This is a genomic window from Pyrobaculum calidifontis JCM 11548, from assembly GCF_000015805.1.
In the GTDB taxonomy this organism is placed as follows: Archaea; Thermoproteota; Thermoprotei; order Thermoproteales; family Thermoproteaceae; genus Pyrobaculum; species Pyrobaculum calidifontis.
Map to the genome: position 1 here is coordinate 248,190 of NC_009073.1, position 22,048 is coordinate 270,237.

Below are 22,048 nucleotides of genomic sequence, written 5' to 3' on the forward strand. Positions count from 1 at the left end.
CCATGTTGGTATACATGCGGTTGGGAATAGCAATATTCCTGGTGGCGGCGCTCGTAGCCGCCCAGCAAATCTATGTCCCAATTCTGGCCGACGTGGCCCATGGAGAGGCCACCAAGGGGCTCGACAGGTGGGTCAACAGCACGGCCAATCCCGACGCCATATCAGATTTCGCAAAGCTCTACGTCCTCGTGTCGCCCGGCCTCTCCGACCCAACGCTAGACCGGTTGAACAAGACGAAGATTGCCACGTTCATTGTGGGGGACTTGTCCACAGTTGACCTCTCCCAGTTCAAGGTGATAATACTCGGCCAGCCTCAAAAGCCGTTGACAGACGCCGAGCTCGCGGCTTTGAAGAAGTGGTTTGACGAAGGCGGAAAAGTGCTGTGGTGCGCCGCAGACAGCGACTATCCGGCGCAAGGCTCCGAAATGGCGCAAGAAGTGTGCAACGACGTGGCTGAGTACTTGGGTGCCCACATTAGATTGGACTACGTCTCAGTAGAAGATTCGAAGCACAACGCCGGCGCTGGGTATAGAGTGGTAGGTGTGATAGACCCGCCGCCGAACTTGGCGTTCCTCGGCTTCATGGCCCAGCGTGTCCTCTTCCACGGGCCGGGCGTAATAGCCGTGGTGCTCCCCAACGGCACCTGGGTCCCAGCCACAAGCCCAGTCGTGCCTAAGTACTATAACAACATAGCAGTAATTGCCAGAACTACTGAAAACGGCGTGATCGTTGAATCTAGGACATCCGCCGATGGCAAGGGGAGAGACGGCAAGGCCCACAAGGCCGGCGACAGGGGAGTCTTCGCCCTAATGGCTGTTGAGTTTATGCCAAGTGGAAGCGTCTTGATCCTGTCCGGCGAAACTCCCTACGGAGGCTATGAGCCAGGCGTGGCGCCCGTCTACTACGGCGTGCCGTTGGACGGGCCGAGATTCTTCAGAAACCTAATGCTCTGGGCCACCGGCAACTACAGAGAGCTCTCCACCTTCATAGCACAGACGCAGGCCACAGCCGCCATGTCCAACCAGCTGGCCACCCTCGCCGCTACCACTGGCAACTTGGCCAACGACGTAGCCGCGCTGAAGTCGACTGCAAACCAGCTCAACTCGCAGGTGGGACAGTTGTCGGGGCAGGTGGGCCAAGTCAGCTCACAGGTAAGCGCCCTCTCGTCGCAGATAAGCCAGCTCAACCAGAAGATTGACCAGCTCACTCAGCAGCTCAACGCCGCCGTGGCCGAGGCCAACAACGCCAAGACCGTGGCCTTCATAGGCACAGCGCTGGCGCTGATATTCGCAATAATCGCCGCAGTCCTCGCAGTACGCAGAGGCGGAGGGAGAGAGACGCGATGAGGAGCCTATTGCTCCTCTTCCTTGCAACGGCGCTTGTTTTTTCCGCCTCTCTTGTAGACCCCCGCTGGGCAGTCCCGGCCTACGTTACGCCTGGCGGCACGTTTAACGCGACCTTCGACGGGCCTGTTATGGTTAAGACGGCGGAGCTCGCGGCGCCGGGCGTCGGGCCCATAAGGCTTGAGGTAGTGTCCACCAGTGGCGCCGTGGCCACGCTGAGGGTGCCCCCCGGCACTCCCGTGGGCCTCTACGACCTCGTGATAAACGGCGGCGAGGTGTACGAGCCCAAGGCCGTGTGGGTGGGCAATGTCACTGGGCCGCTGAGGATTATCCAGCTCACCGACGTGCACGTCGGCGTGGAGTTGGACATGGCCTCTGTCTATAGGCTGATCCACGGCGTCTTAGTGGCAAACTCAGGCCCATACGACGTGATCTTCTTCACCGGGGACTTGGCAGACGTGGGCGGCCAAGTGTGGCACTACGCCCTCTTTGTCAGATATGCGTCAATGGCCACAAAGCCCGTCTTCGCCATACCCGGCAACCACGACCACGCCGGGGACGACCCCCTGGTGAACTACAGGAGGTTCGTAGGGCCGCCGGTGTGGTATAGAGTGGTGGGCCCATACCTCATAATAGGCCTGGACAGCGGGGAAAATGGCTTTTTGACTGACGGCCAAGTCAAGTTATACGAGGAGGTGTTGAAGAGGTACCCCGACAAGGTGAAGATCGTCCTTGTGCACCACCCGCCCTTCTACCTGCAGAACGGCTATGTGGTGGAGACGTATAGGGGGCCGCAAGACGTGGATAGACTTAACAGAGACCCCACGGGCAGGAGGTCGTATTATATCGTTTACACCAGCTACCTCCAGAACCGCCCCGCCTATGAGAAGTTCTTAGACTTGACCATTAGGTACAAGGTGGCGCTGGTGATGGCGGGCCACGTCCACAGCGGCAACTCTACGATCGTGATAAACGGCACGTACTTCGTCACAACCAGGACGCTGGGCGGGTCTATAGACACGTCACACGGCTTTAGGACCTACGTGGTGTACCCAGATGGAAGAGTGGAGGTGAGCAGGGAGACGTGGACGTACAAGAACTTCGCAGTGGCCACGTGGGGCTCTAGGGCCGCCCAGTTCTACATCGACAGCGAGTTTGTAGGCGGCGTGGTGGCGGTGGACCTCCCCGGCAACTACACTGGCGTGAGGGCTCTGCAGGGCGACGCCAAGTTGCTAGATGCGAAAGTGCACCCGATGGGGAAGTACGCCAGGTACACAATAGCCGTCTCTGGGAGGCCCGTCTGGCTTGCCGTGGGCGACTACGCCCCGGCGCCCACGATTAAGGTGGAGAAGATAACGCCGAGGAGCCCCACCACAGGCGACCTAGTGACGATCAACTTCAGGGCTGAGGACCCCGCCGCCGGCGTGCCCTTCATAGTAGTGAACGGCACCCGCGTCTTGGCGTCCTACCTAGAGGAGCAGCCGGTCTACATCTACAGGTTTAAGTACAGCAAGCCCGTCCAGCTCAGCGCGGCGGCCCCCGGGGGACAGCCGCTCACAGTGCAGATAGGGGCGCCCACAGCCACGCCAAGCCCAACGCCCACGCAGACAACTCCACAAGCCACGCCCACAGCCACGACCCCTGCCCCCACGCCGACGCCACAGCCCACGACGACAACAACGCCGCAGGCCACGCCGCCTTCTCCTATAGCTTCCACGCCGACGGCGACGCAGCCAACGGCCACTGTCACAAGCCCCACCCCTACGGCCACTTCCGCGCCTCCGCCGACTCTGCAACCTCAGCCAGCCAGCTTCCCAGTGGAGGCTATCGCGTTGATCGTTATTGCTATTGTCGGCGCAGTTGTCGTGGCGGCTTTGGCTAGGAGGAGGTAGGTTTAAACCCCGTTTTTTCCCCCACTTCTCTCAGCGCTGTGCATATATCTTCGAGGGAGAACCCCTCCCTCGCCATTTGAGCCACGAAGAGACCTAGTAGGGTGGGCAAGTCGGAGGCGGGGCCTATTGCCACGGCCTCCCGGCCCCCCTTGGCGTATACAAGTCTGAGGAATGCCCCCTGTTGCTCCACCTTGAGCATGGCCTCTTCAACGGCCCTGTTTTTATCTCTTCCGCCTGTCGAGGAGCACCTCGCCAGTGGCCAGCCGCACTTCCACTATGCGGTGGTAGGGGATGTACCTCTCCCCAGAGCCCGTGGAGATGGTAACCCCTCCGCTCCCCACCTCTACCACGTCGTCGATGGAGGCCACCTCCTCGCCTCCCGCTGCCCCCCTGCTTACATAGGAGAAGTAGGCCTTGGCGCCCGTCCACTTGAGCTTGTTAAACAGCTGGCGCATTGGATTAACCACATATTTTAACCGCTTTCCTAATATATCTTTGCGCCCCCACGTTCATGGACCCCAGGAGAAATGTGTGGGTGAAGATCATACGGGAGAAGGCCAAGCCGATTGAAGCTTAGGCGCGCATTGCGCAAGAGGGCCCTGGGCCACGTGTTCGAGATCGTTTTTATTACCGCGTCCTGTTGAGGCTGCGCCGTCCTACACTACCCTCTTTTTCACAACGAAGTAGTCTCCCCGCCTCTCGACGATGTGCGTCTCTAGGAACTTCTCCCACGCGCGCTCTACGGCCTCGGTGCATTTCCCGCGGCAGGCCCATTTTCTAAACCACAGCCCCTCTAAAAGCGCCAGGGAGAGCCTCTCCAGCTTTTTCTCAACGTCGGCGGGCCTTACGAACATTATGTCGCACTTGTAGGGCGTACCCCAGCAACACAGAGAGGCCCTAGGCTCTGCCTTCTCGGAGAAGATTACTATGTCTAAGTCGCTTAGAGGCCCCGGGGCCCACGACCCCGTTACCAAGGCCGAGAAGTTCCCGAGCATAGCCCTTAGATACTCGGCAATCTTAGAAGAGCCCGGGACTACCTACCACACTCCATGCCTCCACCCACTTTATGACCCTCCTCGCGTGTTCCAACGCCCTCATGGCCATGGACTCTGTGAAATACTCAAACGGGTTGCCCTCGTCGTATACGTCAGGGCACCGGGGCGGGGTGTAGAAGTGGTCTAGCTCCGCCGCCACCTCTTTGACCTCGCCCGGCGCTTGGAGAGACAGCTCCCGCTCTGCCGCCTCAATGAGCTTTAGCACAGAGTGCCCGCCCTTTGCCACGCCCCTCGCCCGCAGCAGGGCCTTTACCGCGAGCTCTGCCGCTTGTTGAGCCTTAAAACAAGCCCACTCGTAGTACCCCCTAGCCAAATCTAGCTCAGCCGACTCCAAGTTCCTCCGCGCTTGACGCATCCACCTGGCAAACTCCCTCTCCACACAGACACCGAGACAAACATATAAAAGGGTATAGAGGGTGAACCATGGAATTGGCAATAGAGAGGCCGCTTCCAAAGCCCACGTCTGCCGACTACGCCTCTGCCCGCCTTCTTGAGGCGCTTGTGGAGGCTAGGCTAGCTCTCGACTTCCTCAGACGCGGCCTTACTCGCAACGCGGCTGGAAAGGCCTTCCAGGCATGGAAGGCTGTGCTCGCCGCTTTGCTCAAGCTTGAGCTTGAGAGGCTCAAGGCCTTAGCCAAGGCCGAAGAGGAGAAGAGGTGGCTAGAGGAGAGGGCGGTGGCAAGAGTGCCCACCACGAAGATGCTGTCTCTCTCCCAGCTGTTGAAGGAGGTGGGGTATCGGGAAGTGCCTGCGTGGACGAGCTTGGCGCTGGACCTACACGACTATCAGTACCACGGGCCAGATCCGGATATGGCCCTTAGCAAATATCGCACGAGGGAGGAGGCGGCCTACTTCATTAGGAGCCTTGTAGAAGTGGTGGCTGAGTACGCCGAGAGGCTGAAGAGTCGCGTCGCGTGGACTAAGGAGCACGAGGAGGCCTACAAGGCGCTGGTGGGGGAACTGTAGCTCGCCCCTGCGCCCAAGCTCCAGCGCCTCAGGTGGCGTATTTATAGCTGGGTTTTTGCCATTTTATGGACTTGGAGGACGTGGTGGCCCCCGAGCTGCGGCCCGTTGTGCGCTACCTCTTTACTGGGGACGAGGGCGCGTTGAAGGGGCTCGGCGTCGACGTCTCTGCGGTGTTGAAGATGGCGAAGCCGCTCCGGATGGTGGTAGTCGCGCCTAGCTTCGTAGGCGTCAAACTCGACGTGTGGCCGAGGAGGCGCACCTCATCTGGCTAGACCCCGACCTGGGGAGAGTCTCCGCCTACTACGTCCACTGCCCATTTAGAGTGCCGGGCGCAAGGCGCCTTGAGGTAAACTGACTCATCGTCAAAGTGGCCGACGACGCTGGCTTTAGGAAGTTCCTAGGCTACGCCTACGACGCGGCGCTGGGGGCGCCCCCGGCCAAAGGCTGTGTCAGACTGCTGGGGGAGGTCGTGGTGTGTATACGCAAGAGGCAGAAGTACGTCGACGAGGTGGTAAGGAGGCTGGCCTATGGGCTTGAGGTGGCCGCCAGAGAGACGGCGGCCCAGCGCATAGCGGAGAGACTCAGAAAGCTGGGGTTGTACGTTGAGACTTATAAGGGCAAGGTGTCGCTACCCTTCGTAGACCCGGGCATAGACATAGACGCCTTGACAAACGCGCTGAGAGGCGTCGTGGAAGAGGTAGACCTCGGCGACTTGGGCGAAGGGGAGGTAGAGCTGAAGTGTAGCAGCGTGGGGGACGAGGGACTGTGCACTGTGGAGTACAAGCCCTCCGAGGAGTTCCTAGAGGGGCAAGTGGTCGAGGCGCTGGAGAACGCCCCGAGGGACGTCCACCGCTTTGACGTAGGCGACTACGCAGTTGAGTACTTCGGCGTGGGGCCAGTCCTAGGCGTAGAGGCACCCTTCGCAGAACTCCAGCTCGAACTAGACACAGTCAGGGAGCTCGGCCTCATATACGCAGAGGAGTACATCGCCGCCTCCCACCCCGCCCGCGGCAGACGCGCACTGCCGCTGGCAAAGCCCACCGCCGTTGAGGTGAAGAGGGTAGACTGTCTCTCCAACTACCCACTAAACACAGTCACAGCCATGAAGCTGACACAGGGCCACGCCCACTAGCACAGAGCAAGCCACTATGCGTTAAGCGCAGACCTTTTGACTCATCAAAACCTATTTAACATGTGGCACTCAAAGAGCCATGGAACTGGCAATTGAGCGCCCACTTCCAAAGCCCACGTCGGCTGACTACGCCTCAGCCCGTCTTCTTGAGGCGTTGGTGGAGGCCAAATTGGCATTGGAGTTCCTGCGCCGAGGTCTCACCCGCAATGCCGCGGGTAAAGCCTTCCAGGCGTGGAGAGCCATCTTAGCGGCGCTCCTAAAGCTAGAGCTGGACAAACTCAAGGCCATAGCCAAGACGGAAGAGGAGCGGCGCTGGCTAGAAGAAAGAGCAGTGCCCAGCGTCCCTACGACGAAGATGATACCCCTCTCGCAGATGTTGAAAGAGCTGGGCTACCAAGATGTCGTGTTTATAACGAGCCACGCCTTAAGCATCCACGGGTATCAATACCACGGGCCAGATCCAGACATGGCCCTCAGCATTTATCGTACGCGGGAAGAGGCTGCCTTAGCCATTAGGGAGTTGGCCAAGGCAGTGGCACAGTATGCAGAGACGTTGAAAAACCGCGTCACGTGGACAGAGGAACACGAGAGAGCCTACGCGGCACTAGTGGAAGAACTCTAGCTCTACTAGACTGCCGAGACAACTATATGGCGTAAACTATTTAGGGCATACTATGGACGATAGTTATGGAACTGGCAATAGAGAGGCCACTTCCAAAGCCCACATCTGCCGACTACGCCTCTGCCAGCCTACTCGAAGCGTTGGTAGAGACCAAGCTTGCTATCGACTTTCTCAAACGCAGGCTCACCCGTAATGCGGCGGGTAAGGCTTTTCAAGCGTGGAAGGCCGTACTCACCGCTCTTCTCAAGCTTGAGCTTGAGCGGTTGAAGGCCGTTGCAAAGACGGAGGAGGAGCGGCGCTGGCTAGAGGAGAGGGCTGTGCCGAGGGTGCCCACTAGCAGAGTGGTCGCACTCTCGCAGATGTTGAGAGAAGTTGGGTATGAGGACGTGGTTGGCGCTACCTTTGTGGCGCTGTCTCTACACGATTACCAGCACCACAGTCCCGACTCGGACATGGCGTTGAGCAAGTTTAGGTCTAGGGAGGAGGCGGCGATGGAAATTGCCACATTTCTCCGTACAGTGGTCAAATATGTCGAAAAGCTGAAGGGGGCCTGCGGCTAGTGTGACAGACTTATCGGCGAGTTGAAGGAGGAGCTTAAAGGGGTGTAAGCTCGGCCGCGGGCGGGTTTTTCATCCCACCGCCGCTGGCGGGCGTCCAACCCATCTCTCACTCTCCCCCATTTTAAAAGCTTGTCGGCGTAATTTCCTGCTCCACGGCCACGTCGCGAGCCAGCGGCACGTCTAAGACGAGCCTCAGCGCGTAGGCCGGGCCAGGCCCCAGCCCCGCGACGCCGTTTCTAAAGAGGTCGAGGGCCTCGTCCCTCGGAGTGCCGGCTATTATCACCACCTTGGGCCCTGCGAGTCCGCGGAGGTCTACCACCTCGCGGACTGCGCCGCCCCGGCTCTCGGCGAGCTTCATCTTGTGAGTCTTCTCGGGGGTCTTAGCCACTAGCTCCAGCCTCGCGGCCCTAGCCTTGACAAGCCAAGCTTCCACCACGGCCTCCACCTGGCCGGGCCCCACAGGTCTCACAACGGCGCGGGCGTAGTCGCCCTGAGGCGTGGAAATGAACAGCTCCCCCGACGCAGACTTAGCCATGGCGGGGTCCAACACGGCGAGCATAAAGCCTCTGTAGGGCCCCTCCTCCACTCTACACCCCGCCGCCCTGCCGTAGATCCAGTCAACGAACGCCACAAGGGCGTATTCGCCCGGCTTAGGCAAGCCTCTAACCACGCCGCCCGTGGGAGTAAAACGCGCCCAGCCCCGGGAGCTCCTCCCCCCGCTTAAGTAGAAGAACTCCACATAGCCCAGCGCACAGTTGGCAGACTCCCAGCCGCGGGACTGGACAAAGCGTGCGGCCCGGCGCCACTTCCACAAACCCCACCCAAACAACGGGCCCACTATGAGCGTCATGATGGCCACGGCGAGGAGACCGCCTTTGGCGAAGCCGACTAGCACCACCACCAGTAAGACCAAGAGCGCGTACCAAGGCCGCGTACCCCCTATCACCACCACGTCCACTCCCACGGTCACGCCACCCTTTAAAAAGTTCACCCCAAGCTAGGCGTCCAGCCACGGGGGCTGTGGAGTCACCTCTTCCTCTACTGTCACGTCCCGAGACGCGGGCATGTCGAGGACGAGTCTGAGCTTGTAGCTGGGGCCCCAGCCAAGCCCCGCCACGCCTTCGGCGGGCAAATCTAGCGACCAGGCGTGGGACGTCCCCGCCACCACGACCACCCTGCGCCCGTAGAAGCCTCTAAAATCCACCCTTCTCTCCGCTGTCCCACCTCTGCTCTCGGCTAATGTCACTCTGTGCGCTCCCATAGACGTCTCCACCATCAGCTCAAGCCTGGCCGCCCTCGCCTTGACAAGCCAAGCCTCCACCGCCACGTCCGCCAAGCCTGGCCCCGCGGGTCTCACGGCGGCTCTGGCGTAGTCGCCATGGGGCGCGGAGACGGACAGCCGGGCGGAAAGGGTATAGGCCCTCTCCGGGTCTATCACGCCCACCACCATCCCCCTGTAGGGCCCCTCTTCCACTCTGCACCCAGGCGCCCTTATGTATATCCACTGCCCCGAGGCCACTACGACGTAGCTCCCCGTCTCGGGCCACTCATACCTAGGCCCCCCAAGCGGCTCAAAATTCGCCCACAGCGACGAAGCCCTCCCCGAGAGCCCAATTTCGACAAAGCCGGGAGTGCACAACAGCTTCTCTCTCCACACGGCGAGCCCGAGGCCCCTGGCCCTAGCCCACAGCCGCGCCGCCCTCACCGCGTTGAACAGAACATACGCCAAGACTCCCAGGGCAATTGCATACGTCACTGGGTGCACAATGGCGAAAAGCACGGCGAGGCCGGGGACGAGGAAGGCAACAGCCAGAAGGGCCTCCCCCGGGTGCTCTACTCCGACGATGAAAACCCACTCGTCCACCCACTCACCCTGCTCTGAGTACGCCGTCATATAACGCGGGCCCCCGCCCCCAGCGGCTGGACAAACGCCTCCTCGCAGGACACCGCTACGGCGGGCCTCCGCGCAACCCCAGCCGCCAAGCCGCCCTGCCACACGCCCGCTCCGGGGCACCGCTCGACGAGTCTGCGAAGTCCACCACAGTGCTGCAAAGCCCCTTGCCCAAGAGCCCCTCGTCGACTCACACGAAATAGTGAGAGTTGCGAGTTAAAAGCCTTACCCAGAGGAAAGCTCGGCGTATCCCAGGCCGTAGGTCTTCCCGTCGCCGAAGCCCACCGCCGCGCCGTACTGCACCAAGGCCCAAAAGTGGCGCGCCCTCCTCTTCCCCTTCACCTCGTAGGTGGCCCAGCCCACTGCCCCCACCTGAGACGCCCCGTCGGCGTACACCACGGCTGTTCTGAGAGAGGCCTTGGCCACGGCCACGTAGCCGTAGGCCCAAGCCGCCACCCTCCTCACAAGGCCCTCAGTGGCAGAGAAGCCCAGCACCTCCTGCGAGGAGGGGCCGAGGGCCCTGGCCGCGTGAAGGCCGGCGGAGAGGGCAAGGTTGTGGGGAGCCGGCATTACGTCAAACACGCGCCCCCTCTTAAACCTCACCGGAGTCAAGAACCTTAGGGTAAAGCGGGGCGGGGGGTCGCCGCCCACCTTGAGGGGCCAGGCCTCCGCCTTAACGGCCTCAGCCCTAGCCCCCTCCACCTTGACCTCGCTGAGCTTAGCCACGGCCTCCCCCACGTACTCCCCCAACACGGCGAAGCGCGCCGAGACAACCTCCCCAGCCTCCACCCTAGACCCCCTCAAGAGGGGCTTTCCCCCGCGGAGGAGGGGAGAGGCGGAGAGGGGCTTAGGCCCAGGCGAGTCGTGGTGTCTCCCGCCAACTAGCCAGTAGAGGATTGCCCTAGCCGCAAGGCCGGAGAAGCGCCTAAAGACCACGGACTCAAGAAGGCGGAGCTCCACGCGCAAAATCCAAATCACGTAGAGCTAAAAACAGCTACATTATATTTGTCCATGAGGCAGATCCCGGCCCTAGGCTTCGAGTGGCAACACGTCGTCGCCGCACTCAGCCGCCACAACGTCAAAGAGCTGTGGCTCTCCAACGCGAACCCCTCCCACGAGAGGGTAAGGGGAGCTGTGTCAGAGCTGGAGAGAGTGGCCAAGAGAATGGGCGTGTCGTCTATCCACGCCGTGGAGGTGCCCACTGACGACGTACGGACCCGCGTAAAAAGGCGGCAAAGGCATTTGTGTCAGTTATCCCCACGTCTGCCCCCAGAACTGACGCAATAAGGCGCTAGCTAACAGTCGGCACGTAGGCCACATCACGAGTCAGAAAGGGAGACCATCCCCACGGCCCTGTTCACGAGGCGCCTAAAAAACCTAACGCTACCTACGCCCCCAAACACTTTCCAGCGGCGTCCATCAGCCCCCCACACGGCCCCTCCATTGTACACAACACCTCTCCGACGCCCCAAACCGATAAGCGACACTCCCATATACCACGAGCCAGCTCAAACCCCCGCCCGTCGAAATACGCCTCGCACCGACCCCAATGAGAAACAGCGCCGTTACCCTCGGCGGAAACACCCGCGCCAGCGGCATCCCGTCGAACACCACCACGTCGATAAACCCTGGCACACACCCTAAGAAGCTTGGAGGAAATGGCGACGCCCCCCGTCAAAATCCAAATCCTATCCACTTGGTAAATGGGCACCCTCCTCTCGCCGCCGCCCCTCTGCCTAATCACCACCGCGCCCCTAGAAAAGCCCAGGTAGACCCCCCAGCTCTTAATTACCAGCTCCATGGCAGTACGCGAAGAAGGGACATGAGTCCGGGCACCTAGGCGCAAGGCCGGGGTCGCACCTCGACGACACAAGCTCCATCAACGAGCCCCCTCCTCGGAGAACAGCCTCCTCAGCGAGTCGCCAACCACCACCGGCTTAGCCTTAACCACGTCGTCAACGTGGACGTACAGCAGAAGCCCCCTCTCCATAGGCATCTCCTCATCCGCCTCCAGGGCCAAGGCGTAGCCAGCCACAGCCAGCTCACGCCGCGGGCCCCACCTTCACCTCCACCACCACGTCGTAGGCCAAGGCGTCGGACCTCACGTAGGTAAGGCCCAGAGGCCTCCCGTCAACCACGTACTCAGTCCACAGGGGAACGGCCCTAGCCGCCAAAGAGTCCCCATCCACGTGAGACCTAGACCTAACCTCGTCCACCCTCGCCGCCACTTGCACCGCCAGCCACCTAGCCAGCTTCACCCCCCTCACGTCAGGCTCAAACTCCGCCGCGGCCGCCGCATCCTTAGCCACACCCTCAGCGTCAAACGCCTGCAAAAGCTCCCACCCAGACGCCACACCATCTTCAACAAGCCTACGAAGCCGCTTAAGAGACAGCCTAAACACCTCGTGGATATACGCCCCATACTTCACAGCCCGAGAAGGCCGCCCCTCGACGCCCCCCACCCTCCTCAAGTACACGTCCCGCCTAGTCTCACACACCCCACCCCCGACCTCCGACACCGACACTCTAACCCCCAGAGGAGGCGGAGCCACAGGAGGCGAGTCCCAGCGCCACCCCCTAAGCTCCTCAGACACCTCCACCCGCACCGACTTGAGCCACCTCAACTCCCGAAACATACCCCCCAGAACGCCCAACTATAAAACCGTTTGTATATGTATATGTCAAACTTTACAAACATACAAAAATGTGCCAACGGCGGAAGAATGGCGCGCTTACAACGGCGTCCGTCTAAGAGGCCCCCAGAAGAATGGCGTACGACAACGGGGGCAAACGGATATGTGTGTATGTAAAGAGGGGGTCAAAAGCGACGTGCCGTTCCCACAAAAACGAGGGAAAAACTTATAAACTCACAAGAGCCGCAAACGTGAGCGGAGAATCCCCAATGGGGGTAGAAACTTATACTCCACGATATACGCCTTAATTCCGAGGCGTTCCAAAAGAGAATCCCCAAAGGGGGTAGAAAGAGGTAGAGCGAGACGGCGGTGGGCGAGTCCACGCCAACGGTCACGGAGAATCCCCAAAGGGGGTAGAAAGGCTTAGACGTAAACAGATGCTGATCTCACCGGTAGCGGAAGTTCTAAGAAGTATATAACGAAGTAGTAAAGCCGTACGGACTTGAAAGCGATAATTTACAGCTGTACTTCATTCGCGTAGACATGTTATAACCTTAGCATCTTGTGTTAGCTCTGCCCTAAGGGGCCTCTTGCTCAGCACTTGGACTAAGCCCAACTCCTCTAAGCGCCGTATGTGCCTCCTCACAGTGGAGGAGTCTAGGTTTACCTCCCTTGCCAGCTCCTCCGCCGTCGCCACCCCCCTCTGGGCCAGCTTCTCCAAGACGGCGAGTTTTTCCTCGCCGAGCCTCTCGGCGAGTTTTTGGGCATACACAGCGCACAGCGGTACTTCCACGAGGTAGGTCCCATCCTCGAACTCCACCTCCACTCTAACCCTCTTTGCCACGTCGTCGGGGAGGAGCTGGACGGCCGCGTAAGTGGCCAAGACCAGGGCCCTCGGCCCGCCCGAGAGGTTCACCACCACGTCCCCGCCGGCTTTTTCAAGGACGCGCCGCCTAATTTCACAGACGGCGCCCGGGAAGTCTCTCACGTTCACTTCGACGAGCTCAATCTCGACGCCCCCGCCGTAGTACCTTTGGACGAACTCCCGCAGAGTGTTGTACGCCCTTACCACTCTGTCGGCGGCCGGCCTCGCCGCTACGAGGAGGATTCTGTCCCCCACGTCTAGCCCCCTCCTCGTGAAGGCCCTTATGGCAAACTTTTCCTCAAAGCCGAGGGTAAACACGAGGAGACGCACGGCTGTGTATAGCTTTAAATTTATTTTAAGAGGAAAAAGTGTGTGCAAATTCTTATCGGTCGCCGTAATGACGGTTGTACTGCGCTGAAGGGTGATAGCGAAATCCCTGGACTGATGCTTGCGCTAGAGGCCAGCTCACTGTCTAAGGCATAGGACTCCGCCGCACTCCTCCACCACCTCTGCGCAGAGGTCTCTGAGGGCGCTGCCCAGATCCTTTTTTACCAGGGGTAGCTGGAGTAATAGAAGCGACTGGCCGTAGGACAAGGCGTATGTTAATAGGCGGTAGAGCATAGACCCCTGAGGCTCCGAGCCGATATACAGCGCGTAGAGGCCGTGGGGGAGGGGCTGCCTTGGGACAACGTCGTCGAGGGGCTCCAAGACGTTCTCCCCCAGCGCTATAAACACGGCGCCGAGCCCCGCCAGCCTACACGCGAGCTCCCTAAACCGCGGCAGAAGAGCCGCGGCCGTCTCCGCCGCCACCCCCAGGTCGTAGAAGCCAGTGCCCAGATAGGCCTCGCAGGGCAACAGAGAGACGCAAGCCCCACCCCACCTCTCCACCACCACCGCAACTCCCTCGAAGACGCGGACCTCCAACCCCTCCTCAGACGCCTCGCCACACTCCCCACCGTAAGGCCCCAGCGAAGACAAGAAATTCCCCAACCTCTCCTCATCTTTAAAACAGATGTATATCATATGCCCACCACGAGGACCTCGTTTAGCCCATTATCTTTAAGCTTCTTCTTTAGCTCGCTCGTGTTAGTTGCCACCGTCAACAACACCGAAGCATGAGCTCCCCTACCACAACAAGCTTCACTTGCACCGTTTCCCAGAGTCCTGTAGCGGTTAAATTTCTGAACCAGCCTAGACACTATAGAAGCCACATTTTCGCCGACTCTACATTCGATCCATATACACGCCTTCCTACCCCTCTTATCCCTTATCAAGAGGAATAAATCGAAACTTTCGCCGATGTACCGCCGTCCACACGGAGGCAAGGCTGGCTCTTTTTGAGGCTTATCGCACCGGCATAAGTATACAACCGTATTGGTTGAAATTTTCAATTCTGCCAATCTTTGTTCGAGTAGTTCTAGTATTTGAAGGAGTCTCCCTTTGTTGAGTCCACACTCCCTGTCCTCTGGCTCCATGTCGTTGCCCAGTTCACAAGCGTTCTGCTTTTCGCAGTCTACGTCGAGCTTCTGCATCATGTCACTTGTTGATATGCCCAATACTCGCTGCGGAAGAGCTCGATGTCCTTGAGACTCTTCACGTCAAGCATCTTCACTTTTCCGTCTTTTACATAGTAGGCAACGCCATATTTTAGCGCATAGGCGAGCAGGAGGCCGCTGTGAGTCTCTACGATAACTTGCACGCCGAGGTCCAGGAGGAGTTCCATAAGCCTGTAGAGCCAGTCCACGTGTATGTTAAACTCAGGCGTATCGATGATTAGCAACGGGGGCGGCGGTTCAATCCCCCACCTTTTCATCTCCTTCAAGCTGTACACCGCAGAATAGGCCTCCGCCAGGGTGTTCACGACATGTAACATGCCGTCGCTGAGTTGTCTCAGCTTAAACGCGCCGCCGCGAAAAACGAGCTCAACGTCGGCTGCTATCTCTATTATCTCTTCGCCGCCGTGGGAGGCGGGTTCAACGCTGACGTCGATTGCTATGTCTATTATTTCTTCGCCGAAAACATACCCCAAGTCCTCCTTGAACTTGTCCAAGGCGCGGACCCCGTACTTCGCCAGCCCAGCCACGCTCTGCCTAACAGCGCCCAGCGTTGCCGGCGGGCGCACATGGCGCACGAGGGTCTCGGCCATGTATTGCAGAGGCCTCCAGCCAAACTCCTCGTAGACGCCCTCATCCACCTTTACATGTTTAACTACGGCGTCCCGTAGCCAGCTCAGGGCGTGTCTGCGCCTTTCAATCCTCACACTCTCGCTTATTTCGCCGCCTGCCCCGCTGTGCTCATACACCTCGACCTCGAAGGGGCCGCACTCCCTCAGCACGTCGCCCAGCAACCCCCCACTTCTCACCGCCTCGCGCGAGAAGAGGGAGCCCTCGGCGACGTAGGGGGCGAAGGAGATGGAGATTTTCCTATCGCCGCACTTCACGTACGTGGAGCCCTCGAAGAACTCGGCCACGAGGGGCCCGACGCGGAACCACCTGCGCCTAGTTACGCGGTAGTCGTCCACCTCGGCGCCGTACTCCACTTCCACGTAGCCGCCGGGCACCCACACCAGGCCCGCCACCCTGAGAGTCCTTGCCGAATAGTTCACCTCCTGGGGACAGGCGGTCCGCACGCCGTAGACGTAGTGGAGGAGCCTCTGCAACGCACACAAGATGCTGGACTTGCCAGACGCGTTAGGCCCATAGAGGACCGTCAAGCCGGACAGCTCAAGCTCCACCTCGCCCTCCACCCTCTTAAAGCCCTGTACCACAAGCCTTTTGACAAGCTGTACGGCGCTAGCGGACATGATCCCACCCGCCGAGCGCCGCCTTGACCCCCCTCTTGCACTCAGCCGCGCTATTACACGCAACACTCGTGCACACCATAGCTCCTCAATCCAGAGACCTTTTAAGCTTACACACGCAAGAATCCGTCCCCAAGCCGAAATCTCTGCGCCGTTTCCCATCCCGCCGGGTTAGATACGCCTTTAATCTGCTGGCGCGCATTTCCAAAAGCGGGATTCAAAGACTGTACAATAATGAACATCGAATTGTTCAATCGACACGGCGCGTTACGCCGTAGTGCGCCGTCTGGCCACTGGCGGCTGTAAAGTCCGAGGAAGACGTGTGTTTCAGCGACCCCACTCATTTCCACCTTATCTTGTTTTAAGCCGTCGTCTACTATACGGTGGCATGCGTCTGTGCTTCTGCCCGAGGAAGTTGGCTAACCTCTTTGGAGAGAGAAGAGATTGAACAGTAGCGACATCATCTTATATCTCTTGGGAAAACTCATTGGGGGAGGGGATGATGAGAGGCTTGGCAAGGGGTACCTGCCTGAATCCAGGCTCGCTGACCCTCCCCTCCCCCTCTCCACGTAGACTATTGTGCATCTAGATAAACTTTTCTCCGCAGACCCAATACCCTACTTGTATCGACTTGAACATCCGCGAGTTGGCAGTCGCCCTGGCTACTGTGCGCTGATTTAAGTTACGGCAATCCCCTTAAGCCTTTACTCCTCTTCCCCTTTTGCCCATAGCCTCCAATGCGCGCACATATCCTGCGCTACTAGCCGATCCGCCTCTCGCGCGAAGAATGACGCGCTTTTCACGGCATCTACGATAGTGGCGTCGAGAAGAATGGCGGGCCACAACGCGGGACTGCGGGCATATGTGTATGTAAAGCGGGGGCTGAAAGCGACGCACTGTTCCCACACTCACAAGGGAAAAACTTAAAAAACCACAAGAGCCGAGGACGTGAGCGGAGAATCCCCAAAGGGGGTAGAAACAGCTTGACGTACCAGAACAGTACCTCAAAATCTCTTAGGTCCCGGAGAATCCCCAAAGGGGGTAGAAACACGAATTCGACGATTTTTTGTTCAATGTCCATGTCAAACTGAGAGAGAATCCCCAATGGGGGTAGAAAGCAACTTTCTTCTACCCCGGGTAAGCGAGATGTATATGTAAAGCCAGAGAATCCACAATGGGGGTAGAAACTTGATCTTCCTTGCTATAAGGGAGTTGAGCTCGCCCTCTTGAGGGAGAATCTCCAATGGGGGTGACAAAATTCGCTTTTCCTCTCTTCTGTTAAACGGAGAATTTCCAGAGGAGTGGAAACACGTGTGGTCGAGCTAGGTTATGAGGGATTGGCCGAGGGGTAGGGGGCGTAGGTAATGGTTTGTGTTAAATGTAGTTTTTGACCACTTCGTGGTTTAGTATTTGGTCTATGTCGATGGTGTAGGCCAGCGTGGGGCCTCTCTCTCCTGGGCATATTTTCACCGCGGCGTCTAGGAGGCCGGCGTGCGCGGCGAAGTTCCGTATGTCGCGCTCGGTGATTTGCCCCCTTTGCAACCTCTCTGCCTCTTCCACTTTTCTGGGCCTACGTTTTTGAAGGCGTAGTACGGCGCGCAGTAGGCCGGTCTCTTTGTCAACAGCTTGTTCAACGCGGCGAGCTCTTCGTTTACCAGGGTCTCGTAGAGGGGGGATAACTTCCTGAAGTAGTCGCCCCTCATCTCGGTGACGACGTTGCTCCAACCAGCCTTGCACACCTCCCAGGCGAGCAACATCCCGTAGACCACCTCGGGGGGCTCTACGGCGGGCTTTTCCACTGCGCACTCCTCCGCCGCGCGTATTTTTACGCCTTGGACAAACCTCTCGACGACTTCCTCCGCCTTTGGCGGCTCTGCCTCTCTGCAGGCGTAGTAGACGGCGAGGGGCGCTGCCAGGGCGAGGGCCCTTAGTACTTTGCCCGAGGCCCCGCCGGTTGCCCTGGCCGCGGCGAGGTCTATCCTCCTCACGTTGGCCTGGTACACCCTGGCCACCTCGTACTCGCCGCCGGCCGCCTCCACGGCGTTGAAGGTCTGGACCTTCGCCTCAGCCGCGCCCCTCGCCACAGCGAGCGAGGCCAGCATGTGGACGAGCTCGTACGCCAGCGTGGTGGCGTAGTTCACGCCGTGCGTCGTGTCTAAGTATATCTCGCTGGGCGCCTCGCCTCCGAGGAGGGCGTACAGCTCTGCCAGAGAGATGGAGAGGAAGGCCCTGGGGTCTCTCAACACGTGTCTACACATCCCAAGCCTCCCCACCGCCGGCGCCACCACCACGTCCACCTCCCCGCCCCCAGACGCCTCGGCGACACATTTGACGTAGTTCACAACTGCCCTCCTCCACTCGCGGTAGTCCTCTGCCGCGGGGAAGATCTCCACGTCGCCGCCCCGCTCCCGCACCGACAGCCCCGCCTCTCTTGCGCAGTTCAGCGCGTCCTCGTTCACGAGGGCGCGAGGGGCCGCCGCCGCGGCGGCGCTGTCCAGGGCTATTACCACGACTCTGTCCACAACCCCCCTGTAGCAGGGCAAGTCGGTGAAGGTCTGGCCCTCTGGGCAGTTAAGCGGCGGGACGCCGGTGTACCTGGCCCTCCTCCACGTCAGCGGGCTCCCCCACGTGGCCACCAAGAGCCTCACGGGCACAGCAGACTGCCATAGCCCCTCTCCCTGTGCAACCCCGCCGAGGGGGCCGGCTCTCTGAGCCTAAGGGCCGTGCCCTGGGGCAACGCTTGGTATATGGCCCTCCTCCGCCTCAAGCTGAGGCTGTAGCCAAGGCCCACATACGTCGACTTGACCTTCGCCCTGCCGCCCTCCAACACGCCGTAGACCTCCTCCACGTTTTCAAGCCCCGATTTTTCAACTCCTGCGCTTTTCCCCACCTCTGCGTAGGGCCAATCGGCGTAGAAGAGCAGCGGCGAGAGGAGCACCCCCTCTCTACACGGCTTGGGGGCCACTTTGTCGTCGTCTTGCACTTCTACCACGGCCACTCTCCCCTCGCCTCCCACCCATTCCACGCCGCCTTTCAGCCCCTCGCAGTCGGCGTAGTATAGGTAGGCCACCTCTCTCGCCCCCTCGACCCACAGGTACTTGGCGTAGTAGAGGTTTTGCACAACCTTGTCCCTAAGGCGGACCCCCGGCCTCTCCAGCTCCACTACCTCGTACCTCGCCCTGGGGGGCTCCCCCTCGCCCTTGGCGGCCGCGATGTACCTTCCCGCCTCTTCCACTGGGTAGAGGGAGGACGCGGCTTGGAAGTAGAGGCGCCCGTCCACTTCCACTAGGGGGCCCCAGAGCTGTCTGCAGAGCTGGAAGGGGTCTCCCCCGCGCACCCCCGCCAGGGAGGCCAACACCCCTATGGCCGTGCTGGGCATGATGGTCGCATACACCGCGTCTGCGCCTATGTCGTCTACGCCGCTGACCTGCTTAGCGCCGACGTGGATGGGCTCCAAAAGCCTAATTTTGACGATCATGGCAACCTCCTGAGTATCTTCATGGCCTCTTTCAGCCCCTCGCCTGCCTCTGCGCCGTATTTCTCAATGAAGCAGAGGAGGCGGGTTAGAGTCTCGGGGGAGAGCTCCCTGGCGTTTCTCTTTAGGGCGTAGCGCCACGCCTTTAAATACGCGGCTAAGTCCCTCTTCAGATCCTCGTAGGCGTCGAGGTCGTGGGGCGCGTTCTTGCTGAGGCGCCCAAGGGCCATGAGGAGCCAGAGCTCCTTCAGCCTCTCCACGGCCTCTCTGGGCCGCCTAAAGGGGAGGACCGCCTTTGCCTCAACCCTCGAGCTGGTGATCGTAAGGGAGTCTTTTTCAAAGCAGTCCCACCTGCCCCCTTTGGCCAAGTGCTCTAGGTCGTGGTAGGACTTCCCAAGCTCCTCAGACATTAGGTCCATTAGGTGGACGAAGCGCACCGCCGTGCTTCTCCCATACGCCGCCAGGGCTGGCACGGGGTAGTTGTCCACAATGTGGAAGCCCCCTTCTCCCCAGTAGTTCTCTCTGTACTCCGCGGCGGCGTCTAGCGCAGTCTCCACGGGCAACAGCGCCACTACGTCGTCGCCGCCGGCGTATATCAACAGGCCGCGGTGCTTCTCCGTGGTGGCCAAGTCCTTCAGCGAGGTGAGCACCATGGCGCGGTTCACCGCCACGCGGTAGGTGGGGGTAATCACCACGGGGGGCGGCACGCCGAAGGAGCGCATGTGCTCTTCTACGGCGCGGAGCACCTCCAGCGCCTTCTCGCGGCCCTCCGCCCCCACGCCTTCCACCACCTCCGCCACCGCCCCATACCAGTTGACCGGGAGGTGGCCCTCCAGCAACTTCCCAACGCTGTCCCCGTCCGCCCTCACCACCGCGTAGAAGAGCCTGGGGCCCGCGAACTCCTCAACAGCCTTCCCCACGTCCCCCTCTACGCCAAAGATCTCTCTCACGAGTCTCTCTACCCCCCGGAGCCTGCCGAATTTTTTAAAGCAGTTGTCCCAGTCCCGTCTCATGGCCTCTGGGTTTCCCCAAATGACCTCAAGGTCTCTGCCCCCCGTTGTCCTCAAATAGTTGACCACCTTAACACACTCCTGTACTCTATCTAACTCTGCATAGTGTTGCTCGTGACTCTCAGCCAGCTTTACCACTGCCACGTCCTCTGTGCTTTCAAATTTTATGAGCTCCCGGTCGGCGGCTCTGAGGTATATCAGCCTCTTGGCCAAGCACACTGGGCCTAGGTACTCGCCGGGCCGCAACACTTTGCGCAAGTGGTTCTTCAGTCTACTCACTTCTATCCCCACTTCTGCAGATATCCGCCTCAAGTCCTCCTCGTTGTAGTCCTCCCTCCCCTCCCTCGCCACCTTCCTCACTCCGACGACGGCGGGCTCAGAGCCGCAGAGACTACAGACCCTCCAGTTTGGGTCTAGTGGGAAGTTGAAGTGGGGGTTGAGGTCGTCGTATCCGCCCGGCTTAAACCAGGGGCCTCGCGTGGGGATGAACCTGCGCCTCTGGGGTTCCACGAGCTTTGTCCCCTCCCTCCCCCCTCTCAATACGGCGTCGAAGAGGAAGAGGATTTTGCAGCGCTCCTCGCCGTCCCCCAACGCCTCTTCTATGGCCTTCGCCACCTCCCTTGGACACTTTATGCTGTCATACACAGCGCCGACGTCCACCACCTCCACTCTCAGCGGGAGCCTAAGCTCTGCGTACTTCTGCAACCATGCCGCAATTTTTTCCACCTCGCCTCCGCCTCTTCCCTCTCCGCGCCCCTCCTCTACCACTTTGAAGAAGTCTTCGCAGTACTCATCCCCCGCGCCCCGTTGCCCCTTTGCGAAATGGGTTAGACACTCGACGGCCCTCTTGAACCTGTCTCGGACAGCCTCTCTCACCTCCTCGGCCCCGCCCCAGCTGGCAATTTTGTCCCCCTCGACGCGGTACGGCGGCAGGACAATCTGGGCCCTCTCCCCAATCAGCGGCTGGACAACGGCAAAGTTGACCAAGTCGTAAAACGACTCTCCTTTGACGTAGGGGGACAGCAATTTGGCAAAGACGCCGTGTTCCACCCCCAGCCCCCGGGCGGCGGCGAAGGCGTAGTAGTAGGGGTTGAGCCTCGCCGTGGGCCTCAGGAGCACGTCGGGGCCGTACTCCCAGGCAAAGGGCCACACGGTGAGCCACACCGCCATGGACAAGGCCCAGCTACCTGCCCAAATGTCGCCGGCCTTTCTCCCAGCCTTGACGAAGTCTTGCACCCCCGGCACGTCTAAGGTGACGAAGTAGCCGGAGGGCTTGCCCCCGGCGAGGAGCCAGTTGGCCACCATGGCCGTCGCGTACAAGTGGTCAAACACGTCGTGGGTGGGGGCCCTCGGGTCTGCGAGGCTTGGCCCAAGCCCCTCGTCAATCCACAGGGCCTCGAATAGGGCGTAGAGGACGTGGTACGCCTCTCTAGGCCCCTTAGCCGCCCTCACTCGGCCGCCCAGATTCTCGACGTACTCGGCGACTTTCCCCGGGTCCGGCGGCGCGAGGGCGCGCCACAGGCGTGGGTTGAAGAGGTTGTGGAGCTTGTCGTACTTCACGCCCTCCCCGCCCCCCGAGTAGAAGGCGTATCTGTCCATGGAGGCGGCCATGCGGTCCGCCAGCTTGACCACCTCCCTCGCCCACTCCGGCAGTTCGCCGTCTAGCGGGCTCCCGCGGCGCACCTTGTTGAACATGTCCCAGGCCCGCTCCTCGTGGCCCTTTAGCCCCCACATTTTGTCGGGCGGGTCGTGGAAGAGGGCGTACGCCTTTGTCAAAAAGAACTCGCGCAAGTCCATACACTGG

Annotated in this window: 24 protein-coding genes and 1 pseudogene; 8 read left to right on the forward strand and 17 right to left on the reverse strand. The window is 60.2% G+C overall.

Features of this window, described 5'->3' with window-relative positions:
- The first annotated feature begins 14 nt into the window (after positions 1-14).
- Positions 15-1,346, forward strand: coding sequence for a PspA/IM30 family protein (locus tag PCAL_RS01345; RefSeq protein WP_193322790.1), 1,332 nt, complete (start codon positions 15-17; stop codon positions 1,344-1,346).
- Entirely contained in the window at positions 1,343-3,235 is a 1,893-nt protein-coding gene (locus tag PCAL_RS01350) for a metallophosphoesterase family protein (protein ID WP_011848944.1), read from the forward strand. The genes PCAL_RS01345 and PCAL_RS01350 overlap by 4 nt, the downstream gene beginning before the upstream one ends.
- Here the strand turns inward: PCAL_RS01350 and PCAL_RS01355 are convergent.
- The 4 genes from PCAL_RS01355 to PCAL_RS01370 form a co-directional block, all read right to left on the reverse strand.
- Positions 3,222-3,434 carry a hypothetical protein gene (locus tag PCAL_RS01355; RefSeq protein WP_011848945.1) on the reverse strand — a complete coding sequence of 71 codons (213 nt, stop codon included), beginning with the start codon at positions 3,432-3,434 and terminating at the stop codon, positions 3,222-3,224. The two genes, PCAL_RS01350 and PCAL_RS01355, sit on opposite strands and share 14 nt — an antisense overlap.
- Positions 3,435-3,456: 22 nt before the next feature.
- Entirely contained in the window at positions 3,457-3,690 is a 234-nt protein-coding gene (locus PCAL_RS01360; RefSeq protein WP_011848946.1) for a DUF504 domain-containing protein, read from the reverse strand.
- 201 nt (positions 3,691-3,891) lie between these two features.
- Positions 3,892-4,230: a hypothetical protein gene (locus PCAL_RS01365; RefSeq protein ID WP_011848947.1), complete on the reverse strand. Its 339-nt coding sequence runs from the start codon at positions 4,228-4,230 to the stop codon at positions 3,892-3,894.
- A 22-nt stretch (positions 4,231-4,252) separates the two neighbouring features.
- Positions 4,253-4,669, reverse strand: coding sequence for a HEPN domain-containing protein (locus PCAL_RS01370; RefSeq protein WP_226951979.1), 417 nt, complete (start codon positions 4,667-4,669; stop codon positions 4,253-4,255).
- Between the two features lie 44 nt (positions 4,670-4,713).
- Here PCAL_RS01370 and PCAL_RS01375 point away from each other — a divergent pair, with 44 nt between their 5' ends.
- From PCAL_RS01375 to PCAL_RS01395, 5 genes are all read left to right on the forward strand, one after another.
- On the forward strand, positions 4,714-5,256 hold the full coding sequence (locus tag PCAL_RS01375; RefSeq protein WP_011848949.1) for a PaREP1 family protein: 543 nt from the start codon (positions 4,714-4,716) through the stop codon (positions 5,254-5,256).
- Between the two features lie 65 nt (positions 5,257-5,321).
- Positions 5,322-5,528: a hypothetical protein gene (locus PCAL_RS01380; protein WP_193322791.1), complete on the forward strand. Its 207-nt coding sequence runs from the start codon at positions 5,322-5,324 to the stop codon at positions 5,526-5,528.
- A gap of 95 nt (positions 5,529-5,623) precedes the next feature.
- On the forward strand, positions 5,624-6,388 hold the full coding sequence (locus tag PCAL_RS01385; protein ID WP_011848950.1) for a hypothetical protein: 765 nt from the start codon (positions 5,624-5,626) through the stop codon (positions 6,386-6,388).
- Positions 6,389-6,467: 79 nt separating this feature from the next.
- Entirely contained in the window at positions 6,468-7,010 is a 543-nt protein-coding gene (locus PCAL_RS01390; RefSeq protein ID WP_011848951.1) for a PaREP1 family protein, read from the forward strand.
- Positions 7,011-7,075: 65 nt separating this feature from the next.
- Positions 7,076-7,570, forward strand: coding sequence for a PaREP1 family protein (locus PCAL_RS01395; protein WP_011848952.1), 495 nt, complete (start codon positions 7,076-7,078; stop codon positions 7,568-7,570).
- Between the two features lie 121 nt (positions 7,571-7,691).
- Here the strand turns inward: PCAL_RS01395 and PCAL_RS01400 are convergent, their stop codons facing one another.
- From PCAL_RS01400 to cas6, 3 genes are all read right to left on the reverse strand, one after another.
- Positions 7,692-8,528 (reverse strand): hypothetical protein, encoded by an 837-nt coding sequence (locus PCAL_RS01400; RefSeq protein ID WP_193322792.1) that lies wholly within the window; start codon positions 8,526-8,528, stop codon positions 7,692-7,694.
- A gap of 39 nt (positions 8,529-8,567) precedes the next feature.
- Complete coding sequence (locus tag PCAL_RS01405) at positions 8,568-9,464, reverse strand: hypothetical protein (RefSeq protein ID WP_011848954.1); 897 nt, start codon at positions 9,462-9,464, stop codon at positions 8,568-8,570.
- Between the two features lie 222 nt (positions 9,465-9,686).
- Positions 9,687-10,439 (reverse strand): CRISPR system precrRNA processing endoribonuclease RAMP protein Cas6, encoded by a 753-nt coding sequence (gene cas6 / locus PCAL_RS01410; protein ID WP_011848955.1) that lies wholly within the window; start codon positions 10,437-10,439, stop codon positions 9,687-9,689.
- A 33-nt stretch (positions 10,440-10,472) separates the two neighbouring features.
- Here cas6 and PCAL_RS01415 point away from each other — a divergent pair, with 33 nt between their 5' ends.
- Positions 10,473-10,748, forward strand: a complete 276-nt coding sequence (locus PCAL_RS01415) for a hypothetical protein (protein WP_011848956.1) — start codon at positions 10,473-10,475, stop codon at positions 10,746-10,748.
- Between the two features lie 100 nt (positions 10,749-10,848).
- On the opposite strand, the gene PCAL_RS01420 is transcribed toward PCAL_RS01415, so the two are convergent.
- From PCAL_RS01420 to cas10, 10 genes and pseudogenes are all read right to left on the reverse strand, one after another.
- Positions 10,849-11,262: a CRISPR-associated endonuclease Cas1 gene (locus PCAL_RS01420; RefSeq protein ID WP_193322793.1), complete on the reverse strand. Its 414-nt coding sequence runs from the start codon at positions 11,260-11,262 to the stop codon at positions 10,849-10,851.
- Positions 11,246-11,341 (reverse strand): CRISPR-associated protein Cas4, encoded by a 96-nt coding sequence (cas4, locus tag PCAL_RS11750; protein WP_406626756.1) that lies wholly within the window; start codon positions 11,339-11,341, stop codon positions 11,246-11,248. The genes PCAL_RS01420 and cas4 overlap by 17 nt, the downstream gene beginning before the upstream one ends.
- A pseudogene (cas4a, locus tag PCAL_RS01425) lies at positions 11,341-12,097 on the reverse strand (type I-A CRISPR-associated protein Cas4/Csa1). Before cas4a ends, cas4 begins: the two are co-directional and overlap by 1 nt.
- A 526-nt stretch (positions 12,098-12,623) precedes the next feature.
- Positions 12,624-13,289, reverse strand: a complete 666-nt coding sequence (csa3, locus tag PCAL_RS01430; RefSeq protein ID WP_193322794.1) for a CRISPR-associated CARF protein Csa3 — start codon at positions 13,287-13,289, stop codon at positions 12,624-12,626.
- 135 nt (positions 13,290-13,424) lie between these two features.
- A complete protein-coding gene (locus tag PCAL_RS01435) occupies positions 13,425-13,982 on the reverse strand; it encodes a hypothetical protein (protein WP_011848961.1) in 558 nt (185 codons plus the stop codon).
- Positions 13,979-14,494, reverse strand: coding sequence for a hypothetical protein (locus PCAL_RS01440; protein WP_193322795.1), 516 nt, complete (start codon positions 14,492-14,494; stop codon positions 13,979-13,981). The genes PCAL_RS01435 and PCAL_RS01440 overlap by 4 nt, the downstream gene beginning before the upstream one ends.
- Positions 14,491-15,762, reverse strand: coding sequence for an AAA family ATPase (locus PCAL_RS01445; RefSeq protein WP_011848963.1), 1,272 nt, complete (start codon positions 15,760-15,762; stop codon positions 14,491-14,493). The genes PCAL_RS01440 and PCAL_RS01445 overlap by 4 nt, the downstream gene beginning before the upstream one ends.
- Before the next feature lie 1,475 nt (positions 15,763-17,237).
- Positions 17,238-18,407 carry a CRISPR-associated DxTHG motif protein gene (locus tag PCAL_RS01450; RefSeq protein ID WP_011848964.1) on the reverse strand — a complete coding sequence of 390 codons (1,170 nt, stop codon included), beginning with the start codon at positions 18,405-18,407 and terminating at the stop codon, positions 17,238-17,240.
- On the reverse strand, positions 18,404-19,237 hold the full coding sequence (locus tag PCAL_RS01455; RefSeq protein WP_011848965.1) for a CRISPR-associated Cmr3 family protein: 834 nt from the start codon (positions 19,235-19,237) through the stop codon (positions 18,404-18,406). Before PCAL_RS01455 ends, PCAL_RS01450 begins: the two co-directional genes overlap by 4 nt.
- A complete protein-coding gene (gene cas10, locus PCAL_RS01460) occupies positions 19,234-22,041 on the reverse strand; it encodes a type III-B CRISPR-associated protein Cas10/Cmr2 (protein ID WP_011848966.1) in 2,808 nt (935 codons plus the stop codon). Before cas10 ends, PCAL_RS01455 begins: the two co-directional genes overlap by 4 nt.
- Between the last annotated feature and the right edge of the window lie 7 nt (positions 22,042-22,048).